We start from the raw sequence: 13416 nt of genomic DNA on the forward strand, positions 1-13416 counted from the left end.
GCTGTTTCTTCCGCACAATAAAAAACCCCGGCATGCCGGGGTTTTTTATTGTCTGTAAAAGCGCGATTAACGTTTGGTGATTTGGTCGAAAATTCCGTCGGTCGCGAAATGGTCTTTCTGCGCCTGAGCCCAGGTACCTGCAACCTGATCAATGGTGAACAGTTTCAGTTTCGGGAATTCAGCCGCGAATTTCTTCTCGACTTGCGGATCACGCGGACGGTAATAGTTTTCTGCTGCGATGGTCTGGCCTTCCGGTGAATACAGGTACTTCAGGTAGGCATCCGCCACTGTACGGGTGCCACGCTTATCCACCACTTTATCGACTACGGAAACCGTTGGCTCCGCCAATATTGATTCGCTTGGCGTGACGATTTCAAACTTGTCTTTGCCGACTTCTTTGGTCGCCAGCAGCGCTTCGTTTTCCCATGCGATCAGCACATCACCGATACCGCGCTCAACGAAGGTGTTGGTTGCGCCACGAGCACCGGAATCCAACACTTCCACGTTTTTATACAATGCTTTCACGAAATCCTGAGCCTTCGCTTTGTCATTGTTGTTGTGATGCAACGCATAACCCCAGGCAGCGAGATAGTTCCAGCGTGCGCCGCCAGACGTTTTAGGATTCGGCGTAATCACCGACACACCCGGTTTGATCAAATCATTCCAGTCATGAATTTGTTTCGGATTACCTTTACGCACCAGGAACACAATGGTAGACGTATACGGCGCAGAATTGTCCGGCAGGCGGGTGATCCAGTTTTTATCAATACGACCGCGCTCGGCAATGGCATCAACGTCATAAGCCAGCGCCAGTGTCACTACATCCGCTTCAATGCCATTAATAACTGACGTAGCCTGTTTGCCTGAGCCGCCATGCGACTGGCGCACAGTAACCGTATCACCGGTTTTGCCCTGCCAGTATTTGCTGAACGCCTTATTATATTGTTCATAGAACTCACGGGTTGGATCGTATGACACGTTCAGAATCTGAATATCTTTGGCAATCGCTCCCGTTGCTACCAACAGTAATCCCAAACCTGCAGCCCATTTACGCATCGTACTCTCCCGAAATAGTTTCTATGGATTTCATTTATTTGTTCGTTAAAGAGAGCGTGCCAGATAAAAATGAAACACATAAAGAATAAAAGGTTTTTTTCTATTACTTTATGGAATAAACAAAAGGCGGGCGAAAAAAAACCTCCCGCCAGGGAGGTTCTTCTAAACACGCAATAAACTGAATCAGAAAAGTTTTTTCGCCGTGTCGTACCAGTCTTCTTTGAACTTGCTTTTCTTGTTCTCTGGCGCGATACAAATCGAGATTAATTCGTGAACCATTTTCTCGTTTTCTACACCCACACAGAAACCGCCCTGAGAATAGTCGCGGTCTTCTTCCAGCAGCAGGTCAACAGCATAAGCACCCATGCGGGAAGCCAGGATACGGTCATAAGCGACCGGTGCTCCGCCACGCTGAATATGGCCTAAGACAGTGCCACGCGTTTCACGACAGGTTTCTTTCTCGATGTATTTAGCCAGTTCTTCGATGTTATCTAACTTCTCGGTGATGGCGACAATCGCGTGTTTTTTACCTTTCGCGATACCGGCTTTGATTTCAGCAACCAGATCATCACGTTTAAATTCAACTTCAGGGATAGCGATAAATTCGCACCCCCCGGCAATCGCTGCCGCTAAAGTCAAATCACCGCAATAGCGGCCCATCACTTCAACAATAGAGATACGCTGGTGTGAGGATGAGGTATCACGTAAACGGTCAATCGCCTCAACCACAGTGCCTAATGCGGTGAAAAAACCGATAGTGTAGTCAGTCCCGGCAACATCGTTATCGATGGTACCTGGCAGGCCGATACAACGGATGCCACCTTCTTTCGTCAGCAGGTCTGCACCCGCATATGAACCGTCACCGCCGATAACCACCAGGCCATCAATACCGCGGTCTTTCATATTCTGTAGGGCAACTTTACGCATTTCTGGATCACGGAATTCCGGAAAACGTGCTGAACCCAGGAAAGTACCACCACGGTTGATCATATCGGAGACGCTGTAACGATCCAGTTTGCGCATGCGGTTTTCATACATGCCGAGGTAGCCATCTTCAATACCGTAGACTTCCAAATCTGCAGATAAAGCGGCGCGGACAACGCCACGGATCGCAGCATTCATGCCTGGGGCATCGCCACCACTTGTCAGTACACCAATTTTTTTGATCATGACTACCTCTGAACTTGTAGATGCAATTTCTTAAGAATCTTGAGCCAGCCTGTTGGGCGAATTTTTCTTATGCAGCCAAAAGGGCTTATTAGCGTTTGAGCCTATAGTATAACAAAACACCGGTGCTGAATTGATTCAAGTCAGCAAGAATACGCATACACCGCTCGGTACATCGCAATTTACTGATTCATACGGCTTTTACAAGATATTTCCCGTTCGTTACGCGCAGATTTCCACCTTGTTAATTTCCTATTTGCAGATCCCACCCAAATTGAGGGCAAAAAAAACCCCACCTTTCGGTGGGGGAAGACAGGGATGGTGTCTATGGCAAGGAAAAACAGGGATCTTACTCGGTCGTGCTGGTACTACTCGTCTTCTGGGCAGAAGAGGGCTGTAATCCAGATAACTGCATTTGCATCTGTTTCATGCGCTGCTCGTGTTTCTGGTTCAATACATTTTTTTGCTCAGGGGTCAGCAGATTAAACATCTGGTTGCGGATGCGGGCCATTTCGACCTGACGATCCACCTGCTCCTGAGCCATCAATTCAGCTTGCGCACGGACGGCGGCCTGATCGAACTTTTCGGCGGTAACCAATCGGTGCATCGTTTCTATCTGTTCTACATTTACATTAGGCAAATCTTTTCGAGCCTGGTGCATCAGGTCACGCATTTGCTGGCGCTGCTGTTCAGTGAGATTAACACCATCAAACATAGTGTTGCGTTCCAGAGGCTTCTCCAACATCGTGCTATCATGTTCTGCTGGCATCGCCGACACTGGTTTTGCGCCATCTGCTAAAACGACACCTGAACTGAGTGTCAGAAGCGTGGCCAAACCAAATGAAGCTGCCTTAAACATCACATACTCCTAAAGTCTTTATCGCTTCATCGCGAATCATTGAAAAGCAGTCTAAACCTGCTGCTGCAAACAAGCGTCAGTGCTTGTAAAAGTACGTAAAGTCATGGAATAGCGGCAATTGATGACGTATTTTGCGTCTAGAGGTAAATACAATGAATAAAATTTTGTTAGTTGATGACGACCGTGAACTGACTTCACTTTTGAAAGAATTGCTCGAAATGGAAGGCTTTAATGTTGTAGTGGCTTACGATGGTGAGCAGGCATTAGAGAAAATCGATAATACCATCGATCTTCTGTTACTTGACGTGATGATGCCGAAGAAAAACGGCATTGAAACCCTTAAAGAATTACGCCAGCGCCATCAGACGCCAGTGATTATGTTAACCGCTCGTGGCAGTGAATTAGATCGTGTTCTTGGCCTTGAGCTGGGTGCCGATGACTATCTGCCAAAACCGTTTAATGACCGCGAGCTCGTGGCTCGTATCCGGGCCATGTTGCGTCGCTCTAACTGGAGCGAACAGCAGCAAAGCAATGAAAACAGCGGCTCACCGACGCTCGAAGTGGACGGGCTGCAACTGAACCCAGGCCGTCAGGAAGCCAGCTTTAACGGAGAAGCGCTGGATTTAACCGGCACTGAATTCACCCTTTTGTACTTACTGGCAAAACATCTTGGACAAGTTGTTTCCCGCGAACACCTTAGTCAGGAAGTGCTGGGGAAACGTCTGACGCCGTTTGACCGTGCTATTGATATGCATATCTCGAATCTGCGCCGTAAATTACCCGATCGCCAGGATGGTCATCCGTGGTTTAAAACCCTGCGTGGACGTGGTTATCTGATGGTTTCTGCTTCATGATCAACAGCCTTACGGCACGTATTTTTGCCATTTTCTGGTTCACATTAGCCTTAGTGCTGATGCTGGTATTAATGGTGCCGAAACTCGATTCACGCCAGATTACACCGCTGCTCGATAACGAGCAGCGGCAAGGCCTGATGATTGAACAACACGTTGAGGCTGAACTGGCGACCGATCCTGCAAATGACCTGATGTGGTGGCGCCGCTTGTTCCGTGCCATCGACAAATGGGCTCCGCCAGGTCAGCGCCTGTTGCTGGTGACCAGCGAAGGGCGGGTGATTGGCGCTCAGCGCAATGAAATGCAGATCGTGCGTAACTTTATCGGCCAGTCTGATAACTCAGATCGCCCGAAGAAGAAAAAATATGGCCGCGTCGAAATGGTGGGGCCTTTCTCCGTTCGTGACGGCGAAGACAATTACCAGCTTTATCTGATGCGCCCCGCCAGCAGTTCCCAGTCTGACTTTATCAACCTGATGTTCGACCGCCCGCTGTTGCTGTTAATCGTCACCATGCTGATCAGCGCCCCGCTGTTGCTCTGGCTGGCCTGGAGCCTGGCGAAACCGGCGCGCAAGTTGAAAAACGCCGCTGATGACGTTGCACGCGGCAATCTTAAGCAGCATCCGGAACTCGAAGCAGGGCCACAGGAGTTCCTCGCGACCGGTGCCAGCTTCAACCAGATGGTTAGCGCACTCGAACGGATGGTCACGGCGCAACAACGGCTGATTTCCGATATCTCACATGAACTCCGTACCCCGCTAACGCGTTTGCAACTGGCAACCGCGTTGATGAGACGTCGTCATGGTGAAGGGAAAGAGCTGCAACGCATCGAAAATGAGGCTCAGCGCCTTGATGGCATGATCAATGATCTGCTGGTGTTGTCACGCAGCCAGCATAAAAATGAATTATCGCGCGAAACCCTAAAGGCACACGAATTGTGGGCTGGAGTAATTGACGACGCACAGTTTGAAGCCGAACAAATGGGCAAAACACTTGAAGTCACATCACCACCTGGCCCGTGGAAACTGATCGGTAATGCGGCGGCGCTCGACAGCGCGCTGGAGAACATCGTGCGTAACGCCCTGCGTTATTCGAATCATCATATTGTGCTGAACTTCGCCCACGACAACGAAGGGATCACCATCACCGTAGATGATGACGGCCCCGGCGTAAGTGAGGAAGATCGTGAGCAGATTTTCCGTCCGTTCTACCGTACTGATGAAGCGCGTGACCGGGAATCCGGCGGTACCGGCCTTGGGCTGGCTATCGTCGATACCGCTGTTCAACAGCACAGAGGCAAGGTAAAAGCCGAAGACAGCCCGCTGGGCGGCCTTCGTTTGATTATCTGGCTGCCGCTGCACCAGCGTTAAGTTTCTGCTATTCTGCGTCCCTCTATCAGGGGGACGCATGCTTAACATTGTTTTATTTGAACCAGAAATCCCGCCCAACACCGGCAACATTATCCGCCTGTGTGCCAACACCGGATGCCAGCTTCACCTCATCGAACCTTTGGGTTTCGGCTGGGACGATAAACGTCTGCGCCGCGCCGGGCTCGATTACCATGAATTCGCCAATATCAAGCATCACGCTAATTATGATGCCTTTCTCAGTAGTGAAAACCCACAGCGCCTGTTTGCACTGACAACCAAAGGCACGCCAGCACATAGCGCCGTCAGCTATCAGGAGGATGATTTCCTGCTCTTCGGCCCAGAAACTCGCGGCTTGCCGGCATCCATACTGGATAACCTGCCAGCACAACAGAAAATCCGCATTCCCATGCGCGCAGAAAGCCGCAGCATGAACTTGTCGAATGCTGTGTCCGTTGTGGTTTATGAAGCCTGGCGTCAGTTGGGATATCCGGGCGCATTGCTGAAAGAATAGCGTATTGGAAGTGAAGAGGATGGCATGCAGATTCATGCCATCTGAAAGCCTGTCAGATGCCGTCGCCGAATTCAAAACCCTGCACAATACCGTTGAAATGCTGATCCATATCCATGGAAGGCCGCTCGCTTTCCGGCCGCCCGACAATACGCGCCGGAACGCCTGCAGCCGTGGTATGTGGAGGAACTGATTGTAATACGACTGAACCCGCACCGATTTTTGCGCCAGCACCCACTTCGATGTTGCCGAGGATTTTCGCACCGGCACCAATCATGACGCCTTCACGAATTTTAGGGTGTCGGTCACCGCAGGTTTTCCCTGTACCACCCAGTGTCACAGATTGCAGAATCGACACGTCATTTTCCACCACGGCCGTTTCACCGATGACAATGCCGGTGGCGTGGTCAAACATGATGCCACAGCCAATGCGTGCCGCCGGGTGAATATCTACGCCAAATGACACTGAAATCTGATTCTGGAAATAAATTGCCAGCGCTTTGCGATCCTGCTTCCATAGCCAGTTACCGATGCGGTAAGCCTGCAGCGCGTGGAACCCTTTAAGATAAAGCAGCGGTGTGGAATATTTGTCGACCGCGGCATCACGCTGATGCACAGCCAAAATGTCGCGGGCAGCGGACAGGATCATTTGTTCGTCGTTGCGATAGGCTTCTTCGACAACTTCACGGATCGCCATCGCAGGCATAATCGGATTGCCCAGTTTGTTGGCCAGAATGTAGCTCAACGCGCCGCCCAGCGTTTCATGTTTTAGCAACGTCGCATGGAAAAAACTGGCCAGCATCGGTTCACACTCAGCCAGCGCTCTCGCCTCTGATTTAATGTTATTCCAGACCAGTTCTAATTCTTCTAACGACATCACTTTTCCTTACGACTTTGCAAGTTCGGGTAATAAAAAGCCGCCCTGTGGGGAATACCAACAAGGTGGCTATTCTGCAAATGCCTTTCAGTGGCTGTGTTTTTCGTCCTTGCTCGCACGGGCAAGCAGACTGATTGCTGCTTCACGCGCATCTTTACCGCAATACAGCACCTGGTAAATCTGTTCCGTGATCGGCATTTCAACATTATTTCGCTGCGCCAGAGCCCGCACTTCTTTTGTATTGCGATAGCCTTCAACAACCTGGCCGATGGTGTCCTGAGCAGTCTGAACATCTTTGCCTTGCCCCAGCATAATGCCGAAGCGACGGTTGCGGGACTGGTTGTCTGTGCAGGTTAACACTAAATCACCCAAGCCTGCCATGCCCATAAATGTGGCTGGGTCAGCGCCTAAAGCGGAACCCAGGCGGGTCATTTCTGCCAGACCACGGGTAATCAGCGCGGTTCTTGCATTAGCCCCAAAGCCGATACCATCAGACATCCCGGCACCAATCGCGATAACATTTTTAATCGCACCGCCCAGTTGAACACCGATAAAATCGGGGTTGCTGTAAACACGGAAGCTTTTGCCACAGTGCAGCAATTGCTGCAAATCTTCGGCAAAACGGGTATCCGTTGCGGCCAGTGAGATTGCCGTTGGCATGCCGGCCGCCAGTTCTTTAGCAAATGTCGGCCCGGAAACGACGGCTAATGGAATTGCATCGCCGAGTTCTTCGCGCGCGACATCTTGCAACAAACGTCCGGTTTCGGCTTCCAGACCTTTCGTCGCCCACACCACGCGCGCATCAGGGCGCAGATGCGGTTTCAGCTGGCGTAATACGTCACCAAATACATGGCTTGGCACTACAACCAGTACATTACGACTGGCAGCTAACGCGATAGAAAGATTGGTTTCGAGCAACAGATTATCGGGGAAATGAACATCAGGAAGGAATTCCTGATTACAACGGGCGCGCTGTAACGCATTGATGTGGTCGGGATTATGTCCCCACAGCACAACGGGATGACCATTTCTGGCAAGAGTAATCGCTAAAGCGGTGCCGTACGAGCCGGCACCGATCACTGTCATTGACGCATTGACGGTTTTCATCAGGCATCCTGATGCGGTTCAGCACCTTCGCCTTCAGCTTGCTGTTGCAGATAGTTCATGAACAGAGCGTCAAAGTTAACAGGTGCCAGATTCAGTTGCGGGAAGGTACCGCGGGAAACCAGGCTGGTGATGCACTCACGGGCATACGGGAACAGAATGTTCGGGCAATATGCCCCCAGGCAATGTGCCATCTGGTTGCCATCAATACCGGAGATAGTGAAGATACCACCTTGCTGAACTTCGCACAGGAACGCAGTTTCGTCGCCCAGGGAAGACGTTACGGTCACACGCAAGACGACTTCATATACGCCGTCAGCCAGCTGGCTGGAAGCAGTATCAAGATCCAGTTTAACTTCTGGCTGCCAGTCTTGCTGGAAAACCTGAGGCGCATTTGGCGCTTCAAAAGAGATGTCTTTGGTGTAGATACGTTGGATCTGGAAAGCCATCTCGGTGTTATTTTGTTCTGACATGTGAGTAGTACCCTCGGGTTAATAGTCCTTTTAAACACTTAATGGAAAACAGGCGCCGCCTTTATTAACCCAGCATTGGGTCAAGGCCACCGCGTGCATCAAGTGCATGTAAATCATCACAACCGCCTACGTGCTGCCCATCGATAAAAATCTGAGGAACGGTTGAACGACCGCTACGGGCGATCATTTTTTCACGTTGATCCGCGTCGCCGTCGATAGCGATTTCATCGAATGAAGCCCCTTTGCTATTAAGGAGAGCCTTTGCACGATGGCAGTAAGGGCAGGTTGCCTTGGTGTAGATTTCAATTTTGGCCATGGGTTCCACCTCAGAGTCGTAAAATTTATTGCCGTAGCAGTTTGCTTAATGTCTTATTTACCGCGCACTAATGGCAGATTTTCACTGCTCCAGCCGCTGATACCTTCTTTGAGTGTAAAGACGCGTTCAAAACCCGCAGCAATAAGGCCTTCAGCCGCAGTGCGGGAAGTCTGGCCTGTGGCACAAACCACGATAACAGGCTGTGCTTTATGTTTGGTCAGTTCACCCAGGTTGTTGTTCTTGATGTCGGCAGACAACACATTTTGTGATTCAGCGATGTGGCCTTTGCGGAATTCTTCACGCGCGCGGACATCGACAACAATGGCGTCTTCTTTGTTAATCAGGCGGGTTGCTTCGCCACGGGTGATCTCTTTTACTTTAGAAAAACGTGTTTTAAAAGTGGTTACAATTACTGCAATCAGTAACGCAACCCACGCCAGGCTGAGAACCGGATGCGCACTGATGAATGGCATAATATCTTGCATGGGGTGTAGCAACTCCCGTCAGTTGGGGGAAAATTCAAGGCTTCAGAGTATACCTGCGCGTCGGAGCAAATACAGCCAGTAAGCGCGGCGATTGCCACAATCTGCGGCACGTCTCGGAAAATTAACACGCCTTTATAGCGAAAGTTAACCCTCACCTCACCTCATCTTTGATCTCCTCCGGCTATTCACTTACCGCGCTGAGGTAAAATCAGCCGCCTTAAATGCCCTTAGCCGCGCCTGTTCAGACTGTTTCAGCTGGCGAGCCTAATGAGCATTTCATCTTTCAAACTGAGGTCAATTGACATGTCGAGCAAAAAAAAACCGATGGTTCTGGTGATTCTTGATGGCTACGGGCATCGCGAAGAACAACAAGATAATGCAATTCTGAACGCCAAAACCCCCGTCATGGATAATTTGTGGGCCACCCATCCGCACACCCTCATCGCCGCATCCGGGCTGGACGTCGGTTTACCCGACGGGCAGATGGGTAACTCCGAAGTCGGCCATGTCAATTTAGGTGCCGGTCGCATCGTGTATCAGGATCTCACCCGTCTGGACAAAGAAATTAAAGAAGGTGATTTCTTTAATAATAGCGTACTGACTGGCGCTGTTGATCATGCAATCGCCGCCGGCAAATCGGTTCATATTATGGGTCTGCTGTCTGCGGGTGGCGTTCACAGTCACGAAGATCACATTATGGCGATGATTGAGCTGGCGCAACGCCGTGGTGCGAAAGCCATTTATCTGCATGCCTTCCTGGATGGCCGCGATACCCCACCGCGCAGTGCTGAAGCAGCCCTGAAACGCTTCTCAGAAAAATTTGCACAGATAGGTACAGGCCGTGTCGCGTCAATCGTGGGGCGTTATTACGCCATGGATCGCGACAACCGCTGGGATCGTGTGCAACAGGCCTATGACTTAATGTCACAGGCAAAAGGCGCATTCACTGCCGATAACGCCCTTGCAGGTCTGCAAGCCGCTTATGCCCGCGACGAAAATGATGAGTTCGTCAAACCGACTGTGTTGCAAGCCGCTGGCGAAGAAACTGCCGCAATCAATGATGGCGATGCGCTGGTCTTTATGAACTTCCGTGCAGACCGTGCACGTGAAATCACCCGTGCTTTCATTAGCCCGGATTTTGAGGGCTTTACCCGCGAAAAAGTGATTAATTTCGGCGATTTTATCATGTTGACCGAATATGCTGCAGACATCAATGCAGCCTGTGCCTATCCACCGGCATCCCTGAAAAATACGCTGGGCGAATGGTTGATGGCGCACGGGAAAACGCAGTTGCGTATCTCTGAAACCGAAAAATATGCCCATGTCACCTTCTTCTTTAACGGTGGCATGGAAGACTCATTTGAAGGCGAAGATCGTATCCTGGTGAAATCACCTAATGTGGCGACTTATGACCTGCAACCGGAAATGAGCTCTGCTGAACTGACGGAAAAATTGCTCGGCGCAATCAGCAGCGGTAAATATGACGCCATCATTTGTAACTATCCAAATGGCGACATGGTCGGCCATACCGGTGTTTACGATGCGGCTGTCAGTGCCGTTGAAGCGCTCGATAAATGTGTTGCTCAGGTCGTGGACGCAGTGAAAGCCGCCGGTGGTCAGTTGTTGATTACAGCCGACCACGGCAATGCGGAACAGATGCGTGATCCTGCCACCGGCCAGGCGCATACCGCACATACCAGCCTGCCGGTACCGCTCATCTATATCGGTGGAAATGCACAGGCTGTTGAAGGCGGTAAATTATCTGATATCGCGCCAACCATGCTTTCACTGATGGGCATGGAAATTCCGACGGAAATGACCGGCAAACCGCTGTTTATCGCCCGCTAATTGCTGTTAAAGCGTGTTAAAAAAGGTGTACTGACCTCCGTTGGTACGCCTTTTTTGTTTGTGCATCAGCCGGTTGATTAGTGTTACGATACGATAAGGGACAGCCATATTGTCTATCATCCACGGTCGACAAGCGGAAAAAAGTTTGAGCAAATTCATTCATTTCAGCCTGATGAGAACCCGCCTTTCCGCTCAGGACAAGGCCGTATCTGCCTTCCCATCTCCAGCCTTATTACTGTGCGTATCTCTGCTGTCTCTCTCTGTGAGCGTGCATGCTGACGACAATAAAGATCAGCTCAAAACCATTCAGCAAAACATTGCGGAAAAAGAGAAAAGCGTAAAACAGCAGAAACAGCAACGCGGCACTTTACTGCAGCAACTGCAGGCGCAGGAAAAAACCATCGCTTCAGCCAGCAGTCAGTTGCGCAGTACACAGTCAACCCTCGCCACTTTGGGAAAAGACATTTCCGGGCTGAATGCGTCCATCGATAAATTGCAAAAACAACAAAAGACGCAGGAAACTATTCTGGCAAAGCAGCTCGATGCCGCCTTCCGCATCGGGCAGCATAAGGGCCTGCAATTACTGCTGAGCAGCGAAGAGAGCGAACGCAGCGAGAGGATCCTGGCTTATTTTGGTTATCTGAATGAAGCACGACAGAAAACCATCGAAGATCTGAAACAGACCCGCACTACGCTGGCGGCACAGCGTGTGTCTTTGCAATCTAAACAAGCCCGGCAAAAAAGCCTGTTGGATGAACAGCAAACCCAGCAGCAGAAACTCGAACAGGCACGCGCCGCACGCAAACAAACACTGACCGCGCTCGAATCCTCATTGCAAAAAGATGAGCAGAGCCTGACTGAACTGCGCGCCAACGAATCCAGCCTGCAAAACAAAATTGCAGCCGCTGAACGTGCCGCCAAAGCACGCGCAGAAAAAGAAGCGCGTGAAGCTGCGGCAGTCAGAGCGAAAGAGCAACAGGCGAAGAAATCCGGCTCCACCTACAAACCAACCCAAAGCGAGCAATCCCTGATGGCCCGTACCGGCGGTCTGGGCAGACCATCAGGTCAAAATATCTGGCCTGTTAATGGTTCGTTGATACATCGCTTCGGCGAACAGCTACAGGGTGAACTACGCTGGAAAGGGATGGTGATCTCAGCAAGGGAAGGCAGTGATGTCCGTGCGATTGCTGACGGACGGGTCATTCTGGCGGACTGGTTACAGGGATACGGGCTGGTTGTGGTTATCGATCACGGTAAAGGCGATATGAGCCTGTACGGCTACAATCAGGATGCGCTGGTCAGCGTAGGCGACCAGGTCAGAACCGGTCAGGCCATTGCTAAAGTTGGGAACAGCGGCGGACAGGGCCAGCCATCGCTGTATTTTGAAATTCGTCGTCAGGGCCAGGCAGTTAATCCACAGCCGTGGTTGGGAAGATAGCATTGCGATATAACAAGTCCGTTTTAGCTGCCGTTTGCGGTACTGCGTTCTTTGCCTGTCAGGTTCAGGCAGCGAAATTATCCATCCTGATCGATGACTTCGGTTATCGCCAGCATGAGGAAAACCAGGTACTTCAGATGCCAAAAGCGGTATCCGTCGCGATTTTCCCCAATGCACCCGATTCGCAGATGATGATGAACAAAGCGCACCAGCAGGGACGTGAGATTCTGATCCACCTGCCGATGGCACCGCTCAGCAAGCAACCTCTGGAAAAAGATACGCTCACGCCTTCCATGAGTGCCGCAGAAGTGAAACGCATTGTCGATCAGGCGATCAGCAATATTCCCTACGCAATTGGTATCAATAACCATATGGGTAGCGCTATGACCTCCAGCCTGACCGGCATGGAAAATGTCATGCAGGCAATGAATGCTCACAACCTGTTTTTCCTCGATAGTATGACCATCGGCAACACCCAGTCAGTCAAAGCGGCTCAGGGTACCCGGGTGAAAGTGATTAAACGCAATGTCTTTTTAGATGATGTGCAGAATGAAGCGGAAATCCGCCGTCAATTTGAACGTGCAATTCAACTCGCACGCAAGAATGGCTATGCCATCGCGATCGGGCACCCACATCCCACTACGGTGAAAGTGCTGCAGCAAATGTTGCCAAACTTACCTGCCGATATCGTTCTGGTCAGGCCAAGCGATCTGCTGAACGAACCCCAGCGCAGCGCAGCAACCCGCAAAGCCACGATCGGGCCAGTAAAATCATCGCGTAAAGGCATCAGTGTCTGTCGCCTCAGGCAACCTATCCCGCAGATTTATGCGGACAGCATGTTTAAAGTTCTGGGAGAAAGCCTGAAATCTTTACCTGCCTTGGAGTTTGTGGAACGGCAGTATTCTGTGATGACAACTTTTACGCAAAACTAGAAATCGCACACATTGACGATTTCCTGATTATATTGATGGTAAGCATATCTCCGTTACCATTAACTAACTTATTGATATAGATGAGTTTACGAGCCAAACTAAAAAGTAGAGCTTCTGGGTTTTGCCTCATAT

14 protein-coding genes are annotated in these 13416 nt (G+C 50.6%); 6 read left to right on the top strand and 8 right to left on the bottom strand.

The features are described from left to right. Nucleotides 1–66 precede the first annotated feature (66 nt). The 3 genes from EVX52_RS22835 to cpxP form a co-directional block, all read right to left on the bottom strand. Nucleotides 67–1056, bottom strand: a complete 990-nt coding sequence (locus tag EVX52_RS22835; protein WP_129955296.1) for a sulfate ABC transporter substrate-binding protein — start codon at nucleotides 1054–1056, stop codon at nucleotides 67–69. Between the two features lie 183 nt (nucleotides 1057–1239). Beyond that, nucleotides 1240–2226: a 6-phosphofructokinase gene (pfkA, locus tag EVX52_RS22840; RefSeq protein WP_015699196.1), complete on the bottom strand. Its 987-nt coding sequence runs from the start codon at nucleotides 2224–2226 to the stop codon at nucleotides 1240–1242. 346 nt (nucleotides 2227–2572) lie between these two features. Continuing rightward, the gene (cpxP, locus tag EVX52_RS22845; RefSeq protein ID WP_129955295.1) at nucleotides 2573–3082 is read right to left on the bottom strand and encodes a cell-envelope stress modulator CpxP; all 510 of its coding nucleotides are present in this window, start codon (nucleotides 3080–3082) and stop codon (nucleotides 2573–2575) included. A gap of 152 nt (nucleotides 3083–3234) precedes the next feature. On the opposite strand from cpxP, the gene cpxR reads away from it, so the two are divergent. The 3 genes from cpxR to trmL are packed head-to-tail and all read left to right on the top strand — an operon-like array spanning nucleotide 3235 to nucleotide 5814. After that, on the top strand, nucleotides 3235–3936 hold the full coding sequence (gene cpxR, locus EVX52_RS22850) for an envelope stress response regulator transcription factor CpxR (protein ID WP_129955294.1): 702 nt from the start codon (nucleotides 3235–3237) through the stop codon (nucleotides 3934–3936). Beyond that, the gene (gene cpxA, locus EVX52_RS22855) at nucleotides 3933–5303 is read left to right on the top strand and encodes an envelope stress sensor histidine kinase CpxA (RefSeq protein WP_129955293.1); all 1371 of its coding nucleotides are present in this window, start codon (nucleotides 3933–3935) and stop codon (nucleotides 5301–5303) included. Before cpxR ends, cpxA begins: the two co-directional genes overlap by 4 nt. A gap of 37 nt (nucleotides 5304–5340) precedes the next feature. After that, on the top strand, nucleotides 5341–5814 hold the full coding sequence (gene trmL, locus EVX52_RS22860) for a tRNA (uridine(34)/cytosine(34)/5-carboxymethylaminomethyluridine(34)-2'-O)-methyltransferase TrmL (protein WP_129955292.1): 474 nt from the start codon (nucleotides 5341–5343) through the stop codon (nucleotides 5812–5814). A gap of 52 nt (nucleotides 5815–5866) precedes the next feature. Here the strand turns inward: trmL and cysE are convergent, their stop codons facing one another. The 5 genes from cysE to EVX52_RS22885 all read right to left on the bottom strand — a co-directional run bounded on the left by cysE (nucleotide 5867) and on the right by EVX52_RS22885 (nucleotide 9066). Then, complete coding sequence (cysE, locus tag EVX52_RS22865; RefSeq protein ID WP_120133124.1) at nucleotides 5867–6688, bottom strand: serine O-acetyltransferase; 822 nt, start codon at nucleotides 6686–6688, stop codon at nucleotides 5867–5869. An 87-nt stretch (nucleotides 6689–6775) separates the two neighbouring features. Next, on the bottom strand, nucleotides 6776–7795 hold the full coding sequence (gene gpsA, locus EVX52_RS22870) for an NAD(P)H-dependent glycerol-3-phosphate dehydrogenase (RefSeq protein ID WP_129955291.1): 1020 nt from the start codon (nucleotides 7793–7795) through the stop codon (nucleotides 6776–6778). Continuing rightward, the gene (gene secB / locus EVX52_RS22875; protein ID WP_129955290.1) at nucleotides 7795–8265 is read right to left on the bottom strand and encodes a protein-export chaperone SecB; all 471 of its coding nucleotides are present in this window, start codon (nucleotides 8263–8265) and stop codon (nucleotides 7795–7797) included. The genes gpsA and secB overlap by 1 nt, the downstream gene beginning before the upstream one ends. Before the next feature lie 64 nt (nucleotides 8266–8329). Continuing rightward, a complete protein-coding gene (grxC, locus tag EVX52_RS22880) occupies nucleotides 8330–8581 on the bottom strand; it encodes a glutaredoxin 3 (RefSeq protein WP_129992184.1) in 252 nt (83 codons plus the stop codon). A 53-nt stretch (nucleotides 8582–8634) separates the two neighbouring features. Beyond that, nucleotides 8635–9066 carry a rhodanese-like domain-containing protein gene (locus EVX52_RS22885; RefSeq protein ID WP_013577604.1) on the bottom strand — a complete coding sequence of 144 codons (432 nt, stop codon included), beginning with the start codon at nucleotides 9064–9066 and terminating at the stop codon, nucleotides 8635–8637. 303 nt (nucleotides 9067–9369) lie between these two features. On the opposite strand from EVX52_RS22885, the gene gpmM reads away from it, so the two are divergent. From gpmM to EVX52_RS22900, 3 genes are all read left to right on the top strand, one after another. Then, nucleotides 9370–10914 carry a 2,3-bisphosphoglycerate-independent phosphoglycerate mutase gene (gene gpmM / locus EVX52_RS22890; RefSeq protein WP_129992185.1) on the top strand — a complete coding sequence of 515 codons (1545 nt, stop codon included), beginning with the start codon at nucleotides 9370–9372 and terminating at the stop codon, nucleotides 10912–10914. Nucleotides 10915–11086: 172 nt separating this feature from the next. Beyond that, nucleotides 11087–12352, top strand: a complete 1266-nt coding sequence (envC, locus tag EVX52_RS22895) for a murein hydrolase activator EnvC (protein ID WP_370278366.1) — start codon at nucleotides 11087–11089, stop codon at nucleotides 12350–12352. Between the two features lie 2 nt (nucleotides 12353–12354). Continuing rightward, a complete protein-coding gene (locus EVX52_RS22900; protein WP_129992186.1) occupies nucleotides 12355–13284 on the top strand; it encodes a divergent polysaccharide deacetylase family protein in 930 nt (309 codons plus the stop codon). Nucleotides 13285–13416 lie beyond the last annotated feature (132 nt).

The sequence above is a fragment of the Rahnella sp. CFA14(1/10) genome, assembly GCF_004195095.1.
Lineage (GTDB): Bacteria > Pseudomonadota > Gammaproteobacteria > Enterobacterales > Enterobacteriaceae > Rahnella > Rahnella perminowiae.

Excerpts from the sequence above, each read along its gene's own strand:
- EVX52_RS22835 (WP_129955296.1), bottom strand. The coding sequence starts at position 1,056 with ATGCGTAAATGGGCTGCAGGTTTGGGATTACTGTTGGTAGCAACGGGA.
- pfkA (WP_015699196.1), bottom strand. The coding sequence starts at position 2,226 with ATGATCAAAAAAATTGGTGTACTGACAAGTGGTGGCGATGCCCCAGGC.
- cpxP (WP_129955295.1), bottom strand. The coding sequence starts at position 3,082 with ATGTTTAAGGCAGCTTCATTTGGTTTGGCCACGCTTCTGACACTCAGT.
- cpxR (WP_129955294.1), top strand. The coding sequence starts at position 3,235 with ATGAATAAAATTTTGTTAGTTGATGACGACCGTGAACTGACTTCACTT.
- cpxA (WP_129955293.1), top strand. The coding sequence starts at position 3,933 with ATGATCAACAGCCTTACGGCACGTATTTTTGCCATTTTCTGGTTCACA.
- trmL (WP_129955292.1), top strand. The coding sequence starts at position 5,341 with ATGCTTAACATTGTTTTATTTGAACCAGAAATCCCGCCCAACACCGGC.
- cysE (WP_120133124.1), bottom strand. The coding sequence starts at position 6,688 with ATGTCGTTAGAAGAATTAGAACTGGTCTGGAATAACATTAAATCAGAG.
- gpsA (WP_129955291.1), bottom strand. The coding sequence starts at position 7,795 with ATGAAAACCGTCAATGCGTCAATGACAGTGATCGGTGCCGGCTCGTAC.
- secB (WP_129955290.1), bottom strand. The coding sequence starts at position 8,265 with ATGTCAGAACAAAATAACACCGAGATGGCTTTCCAGATCCAACGTATC.
- grxC (WP_129992184.1), bottom strand. The coding sequence starts at position 8,581 with ATGGCCAAAATTGAAATCTACACCAAGGCAACCTGCCCTTACTGCCAT.
- EVX52_RS22885 (WP_013577604.1), bottom strand. The coding sequence starts at position 9,066 with ATGCAAGATATTATGCCATTCATCAGTGCGCATCCGGTTCTCAGCCTG.
- gpmM (WP_129992185.1), top strand. The coding sequence starts at position 9,370 with ATGTCGAGCAAAAAAAAACCGATGGTTCTGGTGATTCTTGATGGCTAC.
- envC (WP_370278366.1), top strand. The coding sequence starts at position 11,087 with ATGAGAACCCGCCTTTCCGCTCAGGACAAGGCCGTATCTGCCTTCCCA.